The sequence below is a fragment of the Kitasatospora sp. NPDC049285 genome (genome assembly GCF_040678815.1).
In the GTDB taxonomy this organism is placed as follows: Bacteria; Actinomycetota; Actinomycetes; order Streptomycetales; family Streptomycetaceae; genus Kitasatospora.
Genome location: NZ_JBFAQR010000019.1, coordinates 58551 through 78442 on the forward strand (window position 1 = coordinate 58551; position 19892 = coordinate 78442).

The window sequence follows — 19892 nt, forward strand, 5'->3', positions numbered from 1 at the left end:
GAACACCCGCTCGGACTCCGGCAGCATTCAGGACGACCGGAGAACCACTGAGGGAAGAGCGGTGTCCTGATGTCCCTGCCCACCACCCCCCGCACCGACCACGCCCGCCTGCTGCGCAAGCTGAGCGCCAACGCGGTCCTGGTGCTGCCCAACGCCTGGGACGCCGGCAGCGCCGCGGTGATCGCCGCCGCCGGGGCCGCCGCGATCGCCACCACCAGCGGCGGCGTCTCCTGGTCGGCCGGCCGGGGCGACGGCCAGCGGCTCACCCGCGCCGAGTCGGTCGAGGCGGTGCGCCGGATCGCCGCCGCGGTCGACGTCCCGGTCACCGCCGACATCGAGGGCGGCTACGGCCCGGCGCCCGAGGACGTGGCCGCCACCGTCCGCGCCGTGGTCGAGGCGGGCGCGGTCGGCGTCAACCTGGAGGACTCCACCGCGCCCGGCGGCCCGCTGTTCGACCCCGCCGCGCAGGCCGAGCGGCTGCGCGCCGCCCGCGCCGCGGCCGCCGCGGCGGGCCTGCCCGAGCTGGTGCTGAACGCCCGCACCGACGTCTTCCTGTTCGGCATCGGCGACGCCGCCGACCGGCCGGCCGAGGTGCTGCGCCGCGCCGAGGCGTACGCGGCGGCCGGCGCCGACTCGCTGTTCGTCCCCGGCCTGCTCGACCTGCCGCAGCTCGCCGACCTCACCGCCCGCTCGCCGCTGCCGGTGAACGCGATGGCCGTCCCGGGCGGCCCGACCGTCGCCGAGCTCGCCGCCGCCGGGGTGCGCCGGATCAGCCTGGGCACCGCGCTCGCGCAGGCCGCGTACACCGCCGCGCACCGCGCCGCCGCGGAACTGCTCGGCCCCGGCAGCCTGCACACCCTGGACGGCGCGCTGGACTTCGGCACGCTGAACGCCCTGTTCCGGGACTGAGGAACAGGGCGTCCGGAGGGCGGCGACCGACGCGCGGCCGTCAGCGGCCGGTCAGCTGACGGCCCGCTTGACCAGCTCGCTGATCCGCTCCGCCTCGGCCTCGCGGAGGTCGGCGATGGCGAAGTACACCGGCCACATCTCGCCGTCGTCCAGCCGGGCGCTGTCACTGAACCCGATCATCGCGTAGCGGGCCTTGAACTTGGCCGCGCTCTGGAAGAAGCAGACCGGCTTGCCGTCCGCGTTGTTGTACGCGGGCATGCCGTACCAGGTCTTCGGGGCCAGCTCCGGCGCGACGCTGGTGACGATCTGGTGGAAGCGCTCGGCCAGCACCCGGTCCTCGTGCGGCATCTCGGCGATCTTCTCCAGCAGGTCCTTCTCCGCCTCGGCGGCCTTCGCCGCCGCCGACACCCGCTTGGACTCCGCCTTCAGCTCCCGGGCCCGCTCCTTCATGGCCGCGCGCTCGTCCGCCGTGAAACCCTCGTGCTTCTGACTCTCCGTCATCGCCGGTCCTCCCGTTTCCGTTCGCTGGTGACGTGTCTCATCGTAGGAAGGATCAACTCCGGCGGCTTCTCGGAAACTGATCGGTCGATTCGTCACCCGCCTCAAGGTGGCCCGGGGGCCGTCCCGGGCGGCGTAGCCTTCGTCCATGGCAGAGAGCAAGGTCACGAAGCCCCGGCCGGCGGCCAAGCCCAGCAAGCCCGAGTCCGCGCTGGCGACGGTGCGGCGGGCCCGGCGGATCAACCGGGCACTGGCGGAGCTGTACCCGTACGCGCACCCGGAGTTGGACTTCCGGAACCCGTTCGAGCTGGTGGTGGCCACGGTGCTGTCGGCGCAGACCACCGACCTGCGGGTGAACCAGACCACCCCGGCGCTGTTCGCCGCGTACCCGACCCCGGAGGACCTCGCCGCCGCCGTCCCGGAGGAGCTCGAGGAGATCATTCGCCCGACCGGCTTCTTCCGCGCCAAGGCCAGGTCGCTGATCGGCCTGGCCATCGCGCTGCGCGACCGCTACGACGGCGAGGTCCCGGGCCGCCTGGAGGACCTGGTCACGCTGCCCGGGGTGGGCCGCAAGACCGCCAACGTGGTGCTCGGCAACGCCTTCGGGGTGCCCGGCATCACCGTCGACACCCACTTCGGTCGCCTCGCCCGCCGCTTCGGCTGGACCACCGAGGAGGACCCGGAGAAGGTCGAGGCCGCGGTCGGCGCGATCTTCCCGAAGTCCGAGTGGACGATGCTCTCGCACCGGATGATCTTCCACGGCCGCCGGGTCTGCCACGCCCGCAAACCCGCGTGCGGCGCCTGCGCGATCGCCCCGCTCTGCCCGTCCTACGGCACCGGTGAGACCGACCCGGAGAAGGCGCAGAAGCTGCTCAAGTACGAGCTGGCCGGCCAGCCCGGCCAGCGGCTGCGCCCCCCGGCGGACTTCCCGGGCGAGGCCGCCGCCCGGGCCGAACTCACCGCCGGGCACCCGCTCCCCGACACCACCCCGGCCCCGTCGCCCGAGCCGGCCGCCGGGAAGTCCGACTCCGGGACGTCCGTCGCCGGGAAGTCCGTCGCAGGGAAGTCCGACTCCGGGACGTCCGTCGCCGGGAACTCCGCCGCCGCGGAAGCCGTCAGCAAGAAGGCAAGCCCGAAGAAGCGCACCGCCGGAGGCCCCGCATGACGTCCCCCGCCCTCGTTCGCGACGGCCTGCCCGACTGGCTGCTGCCGGTCCGCGCCGCCGCCGAGCAGGCCCACCCGGAGCAGCTCAGCCGCTTCCTGCCGCCGGCCTCCGGGGGTCGCCCGTCCGCGGTGCTGATGCTGTTCGGCGAGGGCCCGACCGGCCCGGACCTGCTGCTGACCGAGCGGGCCAGGTCGCTGCGCTCGCACGCCGGCCAGCCGTCCTTCCCGGGCGGCGCGCTCGACCCGGAGGACGGCGACCCGGCCGGCACCGGCCCGCTCGCCGCGGCGCTGCGCGAGGCCGCCGAGGAGACCGGCCTGGACCCGACCGGGGTGCAGCTGTTCGCGCAGTTGCCCGCGCTGTACATCCCGGTGAGCGGTTTCGTGGTGACCCCGGTGCTCGGCTGGTGGCGCCGCGAGTCGCCGGTCGCGGTGGTGGACCCGGCGGAGACCGGCGCGGTGTTCCGAGTGCCACTGGCCGAGCTCACGGACCCGGCCAACCGCTCCCGGCTGCGCCACCCGTCCGGCCACATCGGCCCGGCCTTCCAGGTCGGCGGCCACCTGGTGTGGGGCTTCACCGCCGGGGTGATCGACCGGGTGCTGCACTACAGCGGCCTGGAGCTGCCCTGGGACCGCTCCCGGATCACCACCCTGGACGACGAGGCCGCCGCACTGGCCCGCCCGCGCCGGGACTGACGCGTAGTCAGGGCCCGACCCGCAGCGGACCGCTCGTGGTGACCGTGTCGGTGTCGTTGTCGGAGTCGCTGCTCCAGCTCCCGCTGAACGAGCTGGTCGCCCAGGAGGCCAGCCCGAGCACCAGGAAGATCACCAGCAGCGCTTTCGCGCCCCCGCCCAGCACCAGCGGCCGGGTCGCGGAGCGCTTCGGCTCCGCGTCCAGCGGGTCGCCGAAGACCTGCTTGGGGTAGGCCGAGGTGAGCATCAGCAGGTACGCCTGGAAGCGCATCCGGAACCGCAGCACCGCCGCGCTGGCCTCGAACAGCGCCTGCGGCTGCCGGCCGAGGATCAGCACCACCAGCCAGCAGATGAACGACACCATCCACCACCCGGCAAGCAGCAGGCCCTGGACGATCGCGGCGGGGATGGCCAGCAGCAGCCGGAAGAAGACCGCCAGCCGGTTCAGCGGCCCCCCGGGGCGCAGCTCGATCCGTACCGGGTAGTCGGCCGCCTCGAAGCGGAACGGCGGGTAGCGGTCGACCATCAGCAGCACCGAGGCGAGGACCCGGGTCTCGTACCCGAGGTACCCGCCGAGGTAGTCGGCGGCGAAGGCGGGCAGCCGGCCGGTGAACAGCGCGCCGAACCAGCCGATCACCACCACCACGAAGGCCACCAGCGACAGCAGCCAGACCACGATGAACTGCGGGATCAGCAGCAGCAGGCGCAGCAGCACGGTGATCCGGTTCTGCGGCTCGGGCGGCGGAGCGTCGAGGGCGGGAAGCCATTCGGTGCGGTCCTCGACCGGCACTTCCCACCTGGGCTGTTCCATCGCACGCTCCTGATCTGTCGGATGGTCAGACAGTCGCAACGATTCGTGGCCCGCTGCCCGCCGAGCTGACCCGATCGGGCGACGGGCAGGAGCCGGTGTCCCCCGCCCGGTGGGACGTGGGAGGGTATCCGGGTGAACGTCCTGGATCTGCTGCTGATCGCCGCCGCACTGGGCTTCGCCGTCTCCGGCTATCGGCAGGGGTTCGTGGTCGGCGTGCTCTCGGTGCTCGGCTTCCTCGGCGGCGGCCTGATCGCGGTGCAACTGCTGCCGCTGCTGCTGCGCCACCTGTCGCCGGGCACCACCGCCTCGGTGGTGGCGGTGGTCGTGGTGATCGTGCTGGCCGCGATCGGGCAGGCGATCACCACGCACTTCGGCTGGAAGCTGCGCGGCCGGATCGGGCAGGGCCGGGTGAAGACCCTGGACGCGATCGGCGGCTCGCTGGTCAACGTGGTCTCCATGCTGCTGGTGGCCTGGCTGATCGGCTCCGCGCTGGCCGGCACCTCGCTGCCGACCGTCTCCAAGCAGGTCCGCACCTCCAAGGTGCTCGGCTCGGTGCAGTCCGCGCTGCCCTCCGACGCACCGAACTGGTTCTCCGACTTCAGCAAGGAACTCGCCCGCAACGGCTTCCCGCAGGTCTTCAACCCCTTCGAGCACGAGCCGATCACCGAGGTGGAGGCCCCCGATCCGGCGCTGGCCAACAGCCCGGCGGTGGTGAGGGCCAAGCAGTCGCTGGTGAAGGTGGTCGGCACCGCCACCGCCTGCGGCAAGACCCTGGAGGGCTCCGGCTTCGTCTTCGCCCCGCACCGGGTGATGACCAACGCCCACGTGGTCGGCGGCGTCGACGAGCCCACCGTGCAGATCGGCGGCACCGGCCAGCTCTACGACGCCACCGTGGTCCGCTACGACTGGCAGCGCGACATCGCGGTGCTGGACGTCCCCAAGCTGAACGCCCCGGCGCTCGCCTTCGCCGGCGAGGCCAAGACCAACGACTCCGCGATCGTCGCGGGCTTCCCGGAGAACGGCTCGTTCAACGTCCAGCCCGCCCGCATCCGCGGCCGCATACAGGCCAACGGCCCGGACATCTACCACCGCGGCCAGGTGGTCCGCGACGTCTACTCGGTGCGCTCGCTGGTCCGCCAGGGCAACAGCGGCGGCCCGCTGCTCAGCCCCGACGGCCAGGTCTACGGCGTCGTCTTCGCCAAGTCGCTGGACAGCTCCGACACCGGGTACGTGCTCACCGCCGCCGAGGTCAAGGAGGACGTCGCCCAGGGCGCCGCCGCCGGTGCCAAGGTCGGCACCGAGGGCTGCGCACTGTGACCGACCGGCTGCCGAACAGCCCCTGACGGACCGTCGGTCGCTCCTGATAGCGTCGGCCGCGCTCACCCGAACGGTCGAACCCGGCCGCTGGCGGCGGAGCCCCGACGGGAGGTCAGACAGACGTCATGATGGGTCACTCGCACGCGGTCAGCGGAGCGCTGCTGTTCGCGGCCACCGCGCCGTTCGTCCCACCGCTGCTGGGCATGCACCTGCACCCGGCGGACGTCCTGATGGGCACCGTGCTGTGCGCCGGGGCGGCGCTGCTGCCGGACCTGGACCACCACGACGGCACCATCGCCAACTTCCTCGGCCCGATCTCCAAGATCCTGTGCCGCTTCGTCGCCTGGGTCTCCGGCGGCCACCGACACGCCACCCACTCGCTGCTGTTCGTCGCGCTGATGGGCGGCGGCAGCTGGCTGGGCATCACCCTCATCGGCCGCTGGTTCACCATCGGCCTGACGTTCTTCCTGCTGGCCATGGCGCTGCGCGCGCTGCGCCTGCACCCGCCGGGCGACGGTCCGACCGCGGTGACGGTGATGGGCCTGGCCGCGCTCGGCACCTTCGGCATGCTGCGCTACCTGCCCAGCGCCCCGGGCTGGCTGCCCTACGCGGTGGCTCTGGGCACCCTGGCGCACCTGCTCGGCGACTGCCTCACCAAGCAGGGCTCGCCGCTGCTGTGGCCGCACAAGGAGCGCTACGAGCTGGTCCTGATCAAGCGCACCGGCAACGACGTGGAGACCAAGATCCTGGTCCCGGTGATGACGCTGGCGACCTTCGCGCTGCTGCTCTGGTCGACCGCGATCTCGCCCGCCGTGCTCACCTGAGCCGGCCGACCGCCGCGGCCGCGCCGGGCGGGCCCTCGGGCCCCCGGCGCGGCCGTCGCGCGTTCAGCCCTCCCGGCGCAGCCGCGCACCCACCCAGCGGGCGCGCCGCCCGATGATCTTCGGGATGCCGAGCCGGTAGCCCCCGCCGCGCGGTGTCCGCTCGTCCGGCTCCGACGGCCACTGGGGCTGCGGGAGGTGCGGTTGCGAGCTGCTGCTGCCGCGGCTGCGTCGGCGCGGCTGGGCTTCCCGATCGGGCATCCAGGTCATACCGGATGGATTCCCTTCGGCCAGCCGGAGTAACCGCCCGAACGCCATGCGACTGGCTTATGCGTTTGTCATATGAATGCGGTCAACTCTGTCGCCCCACCCGGCACTTCCGACCTGACGCGGACTCAGTCCTTGTGCTCCCGGACCCACCCGATCAGCTCCGCCGTGAACTCCTCCGGCACCTCCTCGTGCGGGAAGTGCCCCACCCCGGGCAGCAGCCGCCACCGGTACGGCGCGGAGACGTACTCGCCCGCCCCCAGCGCGGTGTGCGAGAGCAGCACCGGATCGGCGGCGCCCTGCACGTGCAGGGTGGGCGCGGTGATCGGCTTCTTCATCCGCCGGGCGAACTGGATGCCGTCCGGCCGGGCCATCGAGCGCAGCAGCCAGCGGTACGGCTCGATCGAGCAGTGCGCGGTGCTGGGCACCTGGATCGCCTTGCGGTAGGCGGCGATCGCCTCCTCGGGCAGCACCGTCGGCCCGGTCCAGGCCCGCAGGTACTCGCCGACCAGCGCGCCGTCCTCGGCGACCAGCCGGCGCTCCGGGATCCACGGCCGCTGGAAGCCCAGCACGTGGTCGAAGGCGGCGATCTGCCGACGGTCGGTCAGCAGCGCCCGGCGCAGGTGCCGCGGGTGGGCGGCGGAGACCACGGTCAGGCTCTGGATCACCGACGGGCGCATCACTGCGGCCACCCAGGCCAGCGTGCCGCCGGTGGCGTGCCCGACCAGGTGGGCGCGGCGCTCGCCGAGCGAGCGGATCACACCGGTGATGTCGAGCGCCAGGTTGCCCGGGTCGTAGCCGCGCGGGGTGCGGTCGCTGCCGCCCATCCCGCGCAGGTCCAGGGCGACCGCCCGGAACCCCGCCTCGGCCAGCGCGGTCAACTGGTGGCGCCAGGCCCACCAGTACTCCGGCCAGCCGTGCACCAGCAGCACCAGCGGCCCCTCGCCGAGTTCGGCGATGTGGAACCGGGCCCCGTTGGCCGCCAGGTCGCGGTGCGTCCACGGACCGGCCGAACGGACGCTCCACGCCGCCTCGGAGGCGGGCCGGACGGGCACGGACGGGGCGGCGTCACCGACGGGTTTCTGGTCCAACGACATACCCGCAGCCTGTCATACCCCTGCCGTTCACACGCGCCCGGCACTCGCGTAATACAGCAACCGTTACCCGGCGGTCGTCACCGGATGCGGCCCAGCGCCCGGTCGATCTCCTCCTTGGTGGCCGGCCGCGGCTTGGCGTTCTTCAGCACCTCGGCGGTGGCCTGGGCGCCGGCGATGGTGCGCTCCGGCTTCCTGATCTTCTTGAAGTACCGGATCATCAGGAACGCCAGCAGCGCCGCGATCAGCACGTACGCGCCGCCGACGATGGCGAACGACCAGCCGGTGGTGATGCCGAGCGCCTGCAGGCCCCAGGCGAAGGCGAAGGAGAACATCGGGATGGAGGCCAGCGCCACCACCCCGGCCACCACGCCGGCCGCGGTGCCGACGCCGCCGCGCACCACGTCCGCCTTGATCTCCGCCTTGGCGAGCGCGATCTCGTCGTGCACCAGGGCGGACAGGTCGGCGGAGGCGGCGGCGAACAGCTCGCCGACGGTCCGCTCGCCCTCGTGCGGCATCCGGCCGTCACCGTTCGGGTGTGCGGCTCCTGCGGCCATCGGCGGTCTCCATTTCGCGGGCTGGTGAGGGTCTGTCAGCTCAGCATCATGCCCCTACCGGTCAGTCGGACACCACTCCGGGTCCCGGGCCGACGGCGTGTCACCTGAGCTGTTGGTACACATCGGGGATGCCGTCGCCGTCCGAGTCGCGGTCCTCGTCCTCGCAGAGCTGCCGGTAGTGGCGGTTGCGCCGCTTCAGCAGCACCGTGCCGGCCACCGCGCAGAACAGCGAGCCGACCAGCACCGCCTCCTTGCACAGCGCGGCCAGGTGCTCGTCGTGCGGGAAGGCCAGGTCGCTGATCAGCAGCGAGACGGTGAAGCCGATGCCCGCCAGGGTGGCCAGCGCGAACAGGTCGGACCAGGTCAGCTGCGGGTTCAGGGTGGCCCGGGTGTAGCGGGCGGCCAGCCAGGTGCCGCCGAAGATGCCCACCGACTTGCCGACCAGCAGGCCGATCACGATGCCCAGCGGCGCCGGCTCGGTGAACACCTGGCCCAGCACCTGCGCCGACACCGGCACCCCCGCCGCGAACAGCGCGAACACCGGCACCGCGAAGCCCGCCGAGAGCGGGCGCACCAGGTGCTCGATGTGCTCGCCGGGGGACACGCTCTCACCCTCCTCGCGGTGGCAGCGCAGGATCAGCCCCATCGCCACGCCGGCCACCGTGGCGTGCACCCCGCTCTCGTGCATCAGTGCCCAGATCACCAGCGCCAGCGGCACGAACAGGTACCAGCCGTGCACCCCGCGGCGGTGCAGGAACCAGAACAGCACCAGCCCGGCCAGCGCCAGCCCGAGCGCCCAGAACTCGATCCCGGACGAGTAGAACACCGCGATGATCAGGATCGCGATCAGGTCGTCCACCACCGCCAGGGTCAGCAGGAACGCCCGCAGCGCGGACGGCAGGTGACTGCCCACCACGGCCAGCACGCCCAGCGCGAAGGCGATGTCGGTGGCGGTCGGAATGGCCCAGCCCGCCGGATGCCCGGACGAGCCCGCGTTGATCACCGTGAACAGCAGCGCCGGCAGCGCCACCCCGCAGACCGCCGCCACCACCGGAAGCGCCGCGGCACTCGGCGTGCGCAGCTCCCCGGCCACGAACTCGCGCTTCAGCTCGATCCCGGCCACGAAGAAGAAGATCGTCAGCAGTCCGTCCTGCGCCCACGCCTCCAGCGACAGGTCCAGGTGCAGAGGCCCGCTCGGTCCGACGGTGAAGTCGCGGACCGCCTCGTAGGCGTGCGGCCAGACGTTCGCCCACACCAGGGCGACCAGCGCGGCGGTCAGCAGCAGCACGCCGCCGACGGTCTCGGTCCGCAGGGCGTCGGTGATGAAACGGCGCTCCGGCAGCGAGAGCAGTCCGAGGAACTGGCGGCGCTCGTCGGTGGGCGGCGTGGCCACGGTGGGAACCTCCTGAGGCGGCGTACGGACACACGGGTGGTGCAGTGCCGACCAGACTTCCCGGCGCGCCTCGGACCTTGATGGTTCCTTGACATCCTACGAGGTGCGACAAGAGGTGATCCAGTTTGTCGCATTTTATGGCGACTCATCCGTCGGCTCGGTGAACGCTGACCCGGATGGGTTCGGCCGGATGCGGACGATCCCCGGCATTCCTATCGTCGGGCCCAGAAGCGGGCCGCCTGCCGGGCGGTCCGCCCGCTCTTGGAGGAGCTCATGCCCAGTCAGGAAGCCGAACCCATACCGGTGCAAGCCGTGGGTCCGCAGACGAGAGGAGCCGTGGGCGGCGACATCGCCCAGCCCCCGTTAGCCGAACCCGGGGACCTCGCCCCCGACCTCGACCGGCTGCTGCGCCCGCTGTTCGTCGGTGCCGTCCCCGACGGCGGCGTGGCCGTCGCGGTGATCCGCGGCACCGAGCGCTCGGTGGCCTGCCGCGGCTACGCCGACCGGGCCGGCGACCGTCCGATCCGCGCCGACACCCGCTTCGAACTCGGCTCGGTCACCAAGACCTTCACCGCGCTGCTGCTCGCCGACATGGTCGCCCGCGGCGAGGTCGGCTACGACGACCCGATCGACCGCTACCTGCCCGCCGACACGCTGCCCGGCTACCCCCACGACCGGCCGATCACCCTGCTGCACCTCGCCACCCACACCTCCGGACTGCCCCGCCTCCCGGTCGGCCTCGCCCCCGCCGCGGTGCCCCGCTGGTTCACCAGCCCGTACGCCACCTTCAGCGCCGCCCACCTGCTGCGCGCCCTGCCCCGCACCCCGGTCCGCGGCACCCCCGGCGCGCAGGTCCGGTACTCCAGCCTCGGCGCCGGACTCCTCGGCCTGGTGCTGGAACGGGCCGCCGGACAGCGCTACCACGAGCTGCTGGCGGGCCGGGTGTGCGAGCCGCTCGGCCTGATCGACACCTCGTGCGGCGGCGGGCGCGACCGGTCCACCGGTTACCGGCGCGGCCGCCGGGTGCCGTCGTTCAAGGTCCCGGCGCTGCCCGGCGCCGCCGCGCTGCGTTCCACCGCCGACGACATGCTGCGCTACCTGCAGGCCCACCTGGCGGTCGACGCGGTGCCGATCCCCGCGCGCAGCGGCGCCGCCGCCAGCCTGCGCACCGCGCTCCGCGAGGTCTGCCTGCCCCGGGTCGCCCGGCGCGGCTTCGGCCAGCGGATCTGCCTGACCTGGCAGCAGCGCCGGGCCGACCAGGACGACCTGGTCTTCCACACCGGCTCCACCGGCGGCGGCGCGGCCTTCGTCGGCTTCGACCGGGCCGCGCAGACCGGCTTGGTGGTGCTGGCCAGTGCCCCGGCCGCGGGCCGCCGCCGGTTCGCGGCCACCGCGTACGAGACGCTGCGCGCGCTGGCCGGCTGATCCGCCGGCGGGCGCCGAAACGGGCCGGGCCCGCTCCGCGACGTGCGGAGCGGGCCCGGCCGGTGGTCTGACGGCGGATCAGTCCTCGGAGCCGGCGGCCGGGAGCTGGGCCTGGATCAGGTTCATCACCGAGGAGTCGGCGAGGGTGGTGGTGTCACCGACCTCGCGGCCCTCCGCGATGTCGCGCAGCAGGCGGCGCATGATCTTGCCGGAGCGGGTCTTCGGCAGCTCGGAGACCACCTTGATCTGCTTGGGCTTGGCGATCGGGCCGAGGGTCTTGCCGACGTGGTTGCGCAGGTCTGCGATCAGCTCCGGGCTGTCGGTCGCGGTGCCGCGCAGGATGACGAAGGCGACGATGGCCTGGCCGGTGGTGGCGTCGGTGGCGCCGACGACCGCGGACTCGGCGACCGCCGGGTGGCCGACCAGGGCCGACTCGACCTCGGTGGTGGAGATGTTGTGGCCCGAGACGAGCATGACGTCGTCGACCCGGCCGAGCAGCCAGATGTCGCCGTCCTCGTCCTTCTTCGCACCGTCACCGGCGAAGTAGCGGCCCTCGAATCGCGACCAGTAGGTGTCGATGTAGCGCTGGTCGTCGCCCCAGATGGTGCGGAGCATGGACGGCCACGGCTCGGTCAGCACGAGGTAGCCGCCGGAGCCGTTCGGGACCTCGCGGGCCTCGTCGTCGACGACGGTGGCCGAGATGCCCGGCAGCGCGCGCTGGGCGGAGCCCGGCTTGGTCTCGGTGACGCCCGGCAGCGGGCTGATCATCATGGCGCCGGTCTCGGTCTGCCACCAGGTGTCGACGATCGGGGTCTTGCCCGCGCCGATGTGCTCGCGGTACCAGACCCACGCCTCGGGGTTGATCGGCTCGCCGACCGAGCCGAGGATGCGCAGGCTCGACAGGTCGAACTGCGCGGGGATGTCGTCGCCCCACTTCATGAAGGTGCGGATCGCGGTGGGCGCGGTGTACAGGATGGTGACGCCGTACTTCTGGATGATCTCCCAGAAGCGGCCCTGGTGCGGGGTGTCCGGGGTGCCCTCGTAGATGACCTGGGTGGCGCCGTTGGAGAGCGGGCCGTAGGTGATGTACGAGTGGCCGGTGACCCAGCCGATGTCGGCGGTGCACCAGTAGACGTCGGTCTCCGGCTTCAGGTCGAACACCGCGTGGTGGGTGTAGGAGGCCTGGGTGAGGTAGCCGCCGGAGGTGTGCAGGATGCCCTTGGGCTTCCCGGTGGTGCCGGAGGTGTAGAGGATGAACAGCGGCTGCTCGGCGTCGTGGGCCTCGGGGGTGTGCTCGACCGACTGGGCGTCGACGATGTCGTGCCACCACACGTCGCGGCCCTCGGTCCACTCGACGTCCTCGCCGGTGCGGCGCACGACGAGGACCTTCTCGACGCCGTCGACCTTGGTGAGCGCCTCGTCGATGGCGGGCTTGAGCGCGGAGGGCTTGCCGCGGCGGTAGCCGCCGTCGGCGGTGATGACCAGCTTGGCGTCGGCGTCCTCGATGCGGGAGGCCACCGCGTCGGCGGAGAAGCCGCCGAAGACCACGGAGTGGGCGGCGCCGATGCGGGCGCAGGCCAGCATCGAGATGACCGCTTCGGGGATCATCGGCAGGTAGACGGCGACCCGGTCGCCCTTGGCCACGCCGAGCTCGGTCAGGGCGTTGGCGGCCTTGGAGACCTCGTCCTTGAGCTGCGCGTACGTGATGGCGCGGCTGTCGCCGGGCTCGCCCTCGAAGTGGATGGCGACGCGGTCGCCGTTGCCGGCCTCGACGTGCCGGTCGACGCAGTTGTACGCCACGTTGAGCTTGCCGTCGGCGAACCACTTCGCGAACGGCGGGTTCGACCAGTCCAGGGTCTCGGTCGGCTCGACCGCCCAGGTCAGCCGGCGGGCCTGCTCGGCCCAGAAGGCCAGCCGGTCCTCGGAGGCCTGGTCATAGGCGGCGGCGGTGACGTTGGCGGAGGCGGCGAGCTCCGCGGGCGGGGCGAAACGCCGCTCCTCCTTGAGCAGATTGGCCAGGCTCTCGTTGCTCAACGCGCGCTCCTCATCGAGTCTCATGTGCCGGGGAACCCCGTGCGGAGGGATTGTCCCGTGTGTCCCAGCGAACACCTCACCAGGCCAGAGGTCCGGTTGACAAGAGGCACCCCGAAATTGGTGTAGACCTTTGACCGACGCGGGACGACGTCCCAGGTAGACGCCTCCGGCGCCCGCGCGGACGCGCGCCGGAGCATCCGGCCTCCCCCGCTCCGGTCAATCAGGCACGGTGGCTTGACGGCCCCTCGCCCGGGTACTCCACTGACAGTGCACGCGCCCTCACCGAACGCGACAGTGACGGGGGTACCGCCATGACCGCCTCCCCTCCCTCCCCGCCCGGACCCGGTGACTTCGCCGTGGTCCGGATGGCCGGCCGCACCGGCCGCCTGATTCGGATCGCCCAGTGGCTCAACGGCGACGGCTTCGCCGACTACGAACACGCCTTCGTCCACGTCGGCGACGGACAGCTCGTCGAGGCCCAGCCCGGCGGCGCCGAACTGCGCCCGCTCAGCGTCTACGACGGCTACCCGACGCTCTGGTCCACCGGACGGATCGCGCTCACCGACGAGCAGCGCACCGCGATCGTCGCCGCCGCCCGCCACTACATCGGCACCCCCTACAGCGCCGCCGACTACTTCGCCCTCGCCGCCGCCCGCCTCGGCCGACCGATAGCCCCCCTGCTGCGCCGCTACGTCGCCGACAGCCGCCACATGATCTGCTCCCAACTCGTCGACCAGTGCTACCAGGACGCCGGCGTCCACCTCTTCACCGACCACCGCTGGCCGGGCTACGTCACCCCGGCCGACCTGGCGAACCTGCTCAAGGGCCAGGGCGCCGGACCACGGCCCGACGCCCCGTTCTGATGCGGTGCGGTTGCGGGCCTAGGCGGCCAGCTCCTGCTCCGGGCCGTGCTCCAGGTCCACGCCCACCGGCGCGAAGCGCCCGGTGTCGCGGTCCAGTACGTACGCCTGGGCCGTCGCGAAGTCGAAGTACATGCCGACCAGGCGCAGCGAGCCCTCGGCGACCCGGCGCTCCACCGCCGGGTTGGCGAGCAGCTGGTCCAACTGCTGCACCACGTTGGTGATGCACAGCTGCTCCACCTCGTCGACGGCCGCCCGGCCGGCGAACTCGGCCGGCGCGCGCCGCAGCCGGGCCAGCGAGCCGCGGCCGTTGCGCAGCCAGCGGGCCAGCGCGGTGGGCGGCCCGGGCTGGTCGGTGACGCCGTCCAGCAGGGCCTTCATCGCGCCGCAGCCGGAGTGCCCGCAGATCGTGATCGACGCGACCTCCAGCACCTCCACCGCGTACTGCACCGCGGCGGCCACCGAGTCGTCGGCGGCGCCGGGCTCGTACGGCGCGGGCACCAGGTTGCCGACGTTGCGGACGGTGAACAGATCGCCCGGGCCGGAGCTGGTGATCATGCTGGTGACCATCCGGGAGTCCGCGCAGGTGAGGAAGAGCTGCGAGGGCGTCTGGCCGTCCCGGGCGAGGCGGGCGAGTTCGTGGCGCACCAGCGGGGCGGTGTGCTGCTGGAAGCCGCGGACGCCGTCCAGCAGGCGCAGGTGCGGATCGTCCTCGGACTGCTCGATGCAGTGGTGGCCGACCCAGGGCGTCCAGGCGCGGCAGCGGTGCGGGCCGGGGGAGCTGCCCGCGCGGACGGTGCCGTCCGGGTCCAGCACCTCCTGGGACCGGCGGTCCGTCAGCATCGCGACCTGCGCGCCGGTGGCCTGCTGGCCGGAGCGCCAGGCGTGCAGCGCCTCGAAGGCCGCGTGGTCCAGGAACGAGCCGTCGTGACGGACCGTCACCCGCGCCCCGCCGGGGATCCGGGCCAGCGCCCGGGTCAGCTTGGGCACCGCGGCGAAGGTCAGCGGCCCGTGGGTGCGGACGGTGAACGAGCCGTCGGCCTCGCCCAGCACGTCGACGTGGGCCCGGGTCAGCCGGTACAGCGCCAGCAGGACGGCGACCGAGCCGCCCAGCAGCACCCCGAGCGGGACGCCCAGCAGCACCACGCCGAGCACCGTCGCCAGGTAGACCGGGAACTCGCGGTGCCGGTGCACCCGCCGGATGTGCGCGAAGCTCACCATCTGCACGCCGACCACCAGCACCAGCGCGGCCAGCGCGGCCAGCGGGATCCGGCGCAGCCCGGCGGTCAGCGCGAGCGCCGCGACCAGTACCCAGCAGCCGTGCAGCACCGCCGACATCCGGGTGGCCGCACCGGCCTGCACGTTGGCGGTGCTGCGGACCGCGCCGCCGGCCACCGGCAGCCCGCCGAGCAGGCCGGAGAGCAGGTTGGAGGCGCCCTGGGCGCGCAGCTCGCGGTCCAGGTCGCCGCTCCGGCGGGTCATCCGGTCGACCGCGACCGAGGAGAGCAGCGACTCCACCCCGGCGACCGCGGTGACCGTGAGCACCAGGCCGAGCAGCACCGCCCAGTGGCCGGAGAGCACCCCGGTGGAGGGCATCGAGAAGAACTGGTGCTGCTCCCAGACCGGGAGCTCGACCCGGGCCAGCCGCAGCTCGCCGAGGAGCGACAGCGTGGTGGCGGCGGCCACCGCGACCAGCGCGGCGGGCAGCCGGGCAAGCCGGGCGCCGACCCGGCCCGCCGTGCCGGGCAGCCGGCCGAGCCGGGGCCAGCCGTAGAGCACCGCGAGGGCGAGCAGGCCGACCGCCAGGGCGGGCGGGTGCGGCCCGGCCAGCTCGCCGGGCAGCGAGCGCAGGTCGGCCAGCGCCGAACTGTGCGGCGTGCCGCCGAGGATGACGTGCAGTTGGGCGATGGCGATGGTCAGGCCGACGCCGGCCAGCATGCCGTGCACCACCGCCGGTGAGACGGCGAGCGCGGAGCGGGCCACCCGCAGCGAGCCGAGCAGCAGCTGGAGCAGGCCGGCGGCGACCGTCACCAGGCAGGCGACCTGCCAGCCGTACTGGGCGATCACCCCGGCGGTGACCACGGTCAGCGCCGCGGACGGCCCGCTGACCTGCAGCGGCGTGCCGCCGAGGAGGCCGGCCACCAGGCCGCCGACGGCCGCGGCGACCAGCCCGGCGGTCAGCGGGGCGCCGGTGGCCAGCGCGATGCCCAGCGAGAACGGCACCGCGATCAGGAAGACCGCGAGCGAGGCGGGCAGGTCGTGCGCCAGTACGGTGCGGGCCCGGCCCTGCGGGGCGGGCGGCGGAGCGTGGTCGGTGGTGTCCGAGGCGATGGGGGCGCTGGAGATGTCGAGGGTCATGGTCTTCCCGTCTCTTCCGGGGGAGCGAACGCAGTCAGGTCCGGCGGTGTGACGCGGGGTCGGATCGGCTGTCGTGGGTCTCAGCGGGTGTGGCGGGATGGTGGTGGCACGCGGCGGCGATGGCCTGCGGCGGCCCTTGACCATCAAGAGTTGGTAAACCGAGAGTAATGAAACCTTTGCACGGCGTGCATCTTCACGGGAAGCGCAAAAGGGACGGTTCACCACATCGGGTGGCACTCGAACCGTCGGGGAATTCCTGCCCGGACGGCGAAGGGCCGGCCCGCCCCGAGGGATGGACCGGCCCCTGACGCCCGCTCAGACCGCGGCGGCCTCCGCGACCTCGCCGCCCAGCACGTAGTCCGCGTCCACCTGGGTGGCCAGGTCGATGCCGACCTTGGCGTTGCCCCAGCTCTCCGCGTTGCGCAAGTGGAAGCGGACCGCCTGTCGGCTGTACCGGCGCGGGTCGCGCAGCTCGTGGGAGGCGTCGGCGGCGGCCTTCAGCTGGGCCAGCACGTCCCGGTTCGCGGGCTCCAGCGCGCGCAGCGGCGGCTCGTCCCCGCGCTCCAGCCGGCGCACCCAGTCCGAGTGCCCGAAGGCGGTGAACAGGTCCTCGCCGACCTCGCGGCGCAGGAAGTCCAGGTCGTCCTGGGTCTGCACCTTGTTGCCGATCACCCGCAGGTGGACGTCGAAGTCCTGCGCGTACTCCTTGTACTGGCGGTACACCGAGACGCCCTTGCGGGTCGGTTCGGCGACCAGGAAGGTCAGGTCGAAGCGGGTGAACAGGCCGGAGGCGAACGAGTCGGAGCCGGCCGTCATGTCGGTCACCAGGTACTCGTCGCGGCCGTCCAGCAGGTGGTTGAGCAGCAGCTCCACCGCGCCGACCTTGGAGTGGTAGCAGGCCACCCCGAGGTCCTCCTCGGTGAACGCGCCGGTCGCCAGCAGCCGGACCGAGCCCTCGTCCAGCGCCACCGGCCGGGCGCAGGCCGCGTACACCGGGTTCTCCTCGACGATCCGCAGCAGGCGGGAGCCGGGGCCGGGCGGGGTGGTCTTGATCATCTCCTCGCCGGAGCGGATCAGCGGGTTGCCGCCGCGCAGGTACTCCTTGATCTCCGGCAGGTGCGCGCCGAGCGAGGGGAGCGCGGCGGCCTGGTCGTCCGTCAGTCCGAGTGCCGGGCCCAGGTGTTGGTTGATGTCGGCGTCGACGGCGACCACCGGGCATCCGGCGGCGGCCAGATGGCGGATGAACAGTGCGGACAGGGTGGTCTTGCCGCTGCCGCCCTTGCCGACGAAGGCGATCTTCATCTCTGAGTCTCCGGCTCTGTGGCTCTGTCGCTGCGGTGGACGCTTGTTGGAAACCGTTATCGTCACCGATTAGTGCACATGCTAGCGGCGGTTTGGGGTGCCGCACATGGGGGACTGGCGGATTGCCACGAAAGGGTGACCCGTGGGTTGCCTCCCAGCCGCCCCGGGGATTCATTACTCTCGGGTAGGTGACCACAGGAACTGATCCGCTCGCCCCGCTCGCCCAGCTCGCCGGGGTCCCCGAAGCCGTCGCCGAGGTGCGCAAGGCCGTGGACCGCCTCTACGGGCACCGGGTGATGCGCCGCCGGGCCGGCGAGGTGACCTCGGAGTCCGCGCTGCGCGGCGCCCGGGCCTCCGCCGCCCTGGAGGGCGCCGACTGGCCGCTCGAAGAGGTCCGCCGCCGCACCGACTTCGGCGCCGACCCCGAGGCCCGCGCCGTCGGCGCCGCCCTGCGGATCTCCGCCGAGGCCGGCCAGCTGCTCAACGTCTGGCGCACCTCCCCGCTCCAGGTGCTGGCCCGCCTCCACCTGCTCGCGGTCGGCGACGCCGACCCCTCGGCCGGCCGCCCCCGCCGCGACGGCGAGGCCGCCGCGCCGCTGTTCCCCGTCGAGATCGCCGCCACCGAGGGCAAGGCGCCCGACGGACCGGTCGGCGAACTGCCCCCGCCGCCCCCGGCCGACGAGGCCGCCGCCCGACTCGACCAACTGGCCGCACTGCTGGCCGGCCGCACCGAGAACGCCACCGGCGGCGCGCCCGCCCTGGTGGTCGCCGCCGTGGTGCACGGCGAACTGCTCGCGCTGCGCCCGTTCGGCGCCCACAACGGCCTGGTCGCCCGGGCCGCCCAGCGGATCGTGCTGATCGCCGAGGGCCTCGACCCGAAGGCGATCTGCCCCGCCGAGGTCGGATTCGCCGAACTCGGCACCGCCGCCTACCGCGAGGCCCTGCTCGGCTACCTGAGCGGCACCCCCGAGGGCATGGCCCGCTGGATCGTCCACTGCGGCGCCGCACTCGGCCTCGGCGTCCGGGAGAGCACCGCGGTGTGCGAGGCGATGCAGCGCGGCATGGTCTGATCTCCGCCCCGCGCGGCGCGGTCCGAACCCGCCTGCCCCGGAACGCAGTTGCGGCGACGCCTGATCCTGCCGGGCGTCGCCGCTGGTACGGATACCTGGTTACCAAAGCATGCACCGTTAGTGCCCATCAGGCGGGGTCCTGTGCCCGTTCGCCTGGTGCGGCGGCCCGACAGCGGGTCGGCTGCATGTGGGTGCCCGATTGTCCGTACTTCGGTCCGTGGGCCTGAACTGCGTTATCGGAGCGACCCCGTAGGGTCCTGACCGGGTCTCGCGGGCCGTAACCCATTTCTACCGCAGATCGGGGCAAAGAGGAACCCGAAAGGGGTGACTTTCGGGTTCTCTGCTGCGGTTTGTCCGATTTGGCGAACCGTCCGGCGCCCCTGCCTATGCCACCGGGCGCCGACGGCGCGCGCTGTACCAGAGCACCCCGGCGGTCAGCACCGCCGCGCCGACCGCCACCGCCAGCAGCGCCGAGCGGCTCGGCGCGTGGAACTCCGGGAGCCGGCGCTGGAGTTCGACCGGGCGGCTGAACACCAGCACCGGCCAGTCGCGCGCCGTCGCCTCCTTGCGCAGCGCCCGGTCCGGGTTCACCGCGGCCGGGTGGCCGACCGCCTCCAGCATCGGCAGGTCGGTCGAGGAGTCGCTGTACGCATAGCAGTTGGCGAGGTCGTAGCCCTCGCGCCCGGCCAACTCCCGGATCGCCGCCGCCTTGTTCTCGGCGTAGGCGTAGTACTCGATCTCGCCGGTGTAGCGGCCGTCCTCGACGTGCAGCCGGGTGGCGATCACGTGGTCCGCGCCGAGCAGCTGGCCGATCGGCTCGACCACCTCGGAGCCCGAGCTGCTGACGATCACCACGTCCCGCCCGGCCGCGTGGTGCTGCTCGATCAGCGAGGCGGCCTCGTCGTAGATGATCGGGTCGATCATGCCGTGCAGGGTCTCCGCGACGATCTCCCGCACCTGCTGGACGTTCCAGCCGCGGGTGAGGGCCGAGAGGTAGGCCCGCATCTTCTCCATCTGGTCGTGGTCGGCCCCGCCCACCAGGAAGACGAACTGGGCGTAGGCGCTCTTCAGCACCGCACGACGGTTGATCAGGCCGCCCTGGTAGAACGGCCGGCTGAAGGCCAGTGCGCTCGACTTGGCGATGATGGTCTTGTCGAGGTCGAAGAAGGCGGCGGTCCGGGGCACCCCGAACCCGGGGTGCGGGGCCTCGGCGGGGTCCGTCACGGGCCCGGAGGAGTTCGCCCCGGCGGCGTTCGCACCGTGGTCGGCGGTGTCGGCGTTCTCGGTGGTGTCCACGGGAACCGAGGATAGAGGGCCGGGCA

Annotated in this window: 17 protein-coding genes and 1 pseudogene; 8 read left to right on the top strand and 10 right to left on the bottom strand. The window is 73.0% G+C overall.

The window, feature by feature from the left end; genetic code table 11:
• Positions 1-69 precede the first annotated feature (69 nt).
• Positions 70-909 carry an isocitrate lyase/phosphoenolpyruvate mutase family protein gene (locus AB0K51_RS15265; RefSeq protein ID WP_363454552.1) on the top strand — a complete coding sequence of 280 codons (840 nt, stop codon included), beginning with the start codon at positions 70-72 and terminating at the stop codon, positions 907-909.
• 51 nt (positions 910-960) lie between these two features.
• On the opposite strand, the gene AB0K51_RS15270 is transcribed toward AB0K51_RS15265, so the two are convergent.
• Positions 961-1410, bottom strand: coding sequence for a hypothetical protein (locus AB0K51_RS15270; RefSeq protein ID WP_363454554.1), 450 nt, complete (start codon positions 1408-1410; stop codon positions 961-963).
• Between the two features lie 145 nt (positions 1411-1555).
• Between AB0K51_RS15270 and nth the strand changes: the two are divergent.
• Positions 1556-2341: pseudogene (gene nth / locus AB0K51_RS15275) on the top strand (endonuclease III); the annotation flags it as partial.
• Positions 2342-2568: 227 nt separating this feature from the next.
• Entirely contained in the window at positions 2569-3264 is a 696-nt protein-coding gene (locus tag AB0K51_RS15280; RefSeq protein WP_363454556.1) for a CoA pyrophosphatase, read from the top strand.
• Positions 3265-3271: 7 nt separating this feature from the next.
• Here the strand turns inward: AB0K51_RS15280 and AB0K51_RS15285 are convergent, their stop codons facing one another.
• Positions 3272-4072 (bottom strand): DUF4389 domain-containing protein, encoded by an 801-nt coding sequence (locus AB0K51_RS15285; protein ID WP_363454558.1) that lies wholly within the window; start codon positions 4070-4072, stop codon positions 3272-3274.
• A 132-nt stretch (positions 4073-4204) separates the two neighbouring features.
• On the opposite strand from AB0K51_RS15285, the gene AB0K51_RS15290 reads away from it, so the two are divergent.
• Together AB0K51_RS15290 and AB0K51_RS15295 are read left to right on the top strand one after the other, a co-directional pair.
• Entirely contained in the window at positions 4205-5389 is a 1185-nt protein-coding gene (locus tag AB0K51_RS15290; protein ID WP_363454560.1) for a MarP family serine protease, read from the top strand.
• A gap of 125 nt (positions 5390-5514) precedes the next feature.
• A complete protein-coding gene (locus AB0K51_RS15295; RefSeq protein ID WP_363454562.1) occupies positions 5515-6213 on the top strand; it encodes a metal-dependent hydrolase in 699 nt (232 codons plus the stop codon).
• Positions 6214-6276: 63 nt separating this feature from the next.
• Here AB0K51_RS15295 and AB0K51_RS15300 read toward each other — a convergent pair whose 3' ends face one another.
• The 4 genes from AB0K51_RS15300 to nhaA all read right to left on the bottom strand — a co-directional run bounded on the left by AB0K51_RS15300 (position 6277) and on the right by nhaA (position 9521).
• Positions 6277-6480 (bottom strand): hypothetical protein, encoded by a 204-nt coding sequence (locus AB0K51_RS15300; RefSeq protein WP_363454564.1) that lies wholly within the window; start codon positions 6478-6480, stop codon positions 6277-6279.
• A gap of 125 nt (positions 6481-6605) precedes the next feature.
• Positions 6606-7574: an alpha/beta hydrolase gene (locus AB0K51_RS15305; RefSeq protein ID WP_363454566.1), complete on the bottom strand. Its 969-nt coding sequence runs from the start codon at positions 7572-7574 to the stop codon at positions 6606-6608.
• A 77-nt stretch (positions 7575-7651) separates the two neighbouring features.
• Positions 7652-8128 carry a phage holin family protein gene (locus AB0K51_RS15310; protein ID WP_363454568.1) on the bottom strand — a complete coding sequence of 159 codons (477 nt, stop codon included), beginning with the start codon at positions 8126-8128 and terminating at the stop codon, positions 7652-7654.
• A 100-nt stretch (positions 8129-8228) separates the two neighbouring features.
• Positions 8229-9521, bottom strand: a complete 1293-nt coding sequence (gene nhaA / locus AB0K51_RS15315; protein WP_363454570.1) for a Na+/H+ antiporter NhaA — start codon at positions 9519-9521, stop codon at positions 8229-8231.
• Positions 9522-9857: 336 nt separating this feature from the next.
• On the opposite strand from nhaA, the gene AB0K51_RS15320 reads away from it, so the two are divergent.
• Positions 9858-10946, top strand: coding sequence for a serine hydrolase domain-containing protein (locus AB0K51_RS15320; RefSeq protein ID WP_363454572.1), 1089 nt, complete (start codon positions 9858-9860; stop codon positions 10944-10946).
• Between the two features lie 78 nt (positions 10947-11024).
• Here the strand turns inward: AB0K51_RS15320 and acs are convergent, their stop codons facing one another.
• Positions 11025-13004, bottom strand: coding sequence for an acetate--CoA ligase (gene acs, locus AB0K51_RS15325; RefSeq protein ID WP_363454574.1), 1980 nt, complete (start codon positions 13002-13004; stop codon positions 11025-11027).
• Between the two features lie 287 nt (positions 13005-13291).
• Between acs and AB0K51_RS15330 the strand changes: the two genes are divergently transcribed.
• A complete protein-coding gene (locus AB0K51_RS15330) occupies positions 13292-13843 on the top strand; it encodes a hypothetical protein (RefSeq protein WP_363454576.1) in 552 nt (183 codons plus the stop codon).
• A gap of 18 nt (positions 13844-13861) precedes the next feature.
• Here the strand turns inward: AB0K51_RS15330 and AB0K51_RS15335 are convergent, their stop codons facing one another.
• Positions 13862-16198 carry a SulP family inorganic anion transporter gene (locus AB0K51_RS15335; protein WP_363454578.1) on the bottom strand — a complete coding sequence of 779 codons (2337 nt, stop codon included), beginning with the start codon at positions 16196-16198 and terminating at the stop codon, positions 13862-13864.
• A gap of 315 nt (positions 16199-16513) precedes the next feature.
• A complete protein-coding gene (locus tag AB0K51_RS15340; protein ID WP_363454580.1) occupies positions 16514-17500 on the bottom strand; it encodes an ATP-binding protein in 987 nt (328 codons plus the stop codon).
• Between the two features lie 188 nt (positions 17501-17688).
• On the opposite strand from AB0K51_RS15340, the gene AB0K51_RS15345 reads away from it, so the two are divergent.
• Positions 17689-18570, top strand: coding sequence for an oxidoreductase (locus tag AB0K51_RS15345; RefSeq protein ID WP_363454582.1), 882 nt, complete (start codon positions 17689-17691; stop codon positions 18568-18570).
• Between the two features lie 384 nt (positions 18571-18954).
• On the opposite strand, the gene AB0K51_RS15350 is transcribed toward AB0K51_RS15345, so the two are convergent.
• Positions 18955-19755, bottom strand: a complete 801-nt coding sequence (locus AB0K51_RS15350; RefSeq protein WP_363454655.1) for an HAD-IB family hydrolase — start codon at positions 19753-19755, stop codon at positions 18955-18957.
• Positions 19756-19892 lie beyond the last annotated feature (137 nt).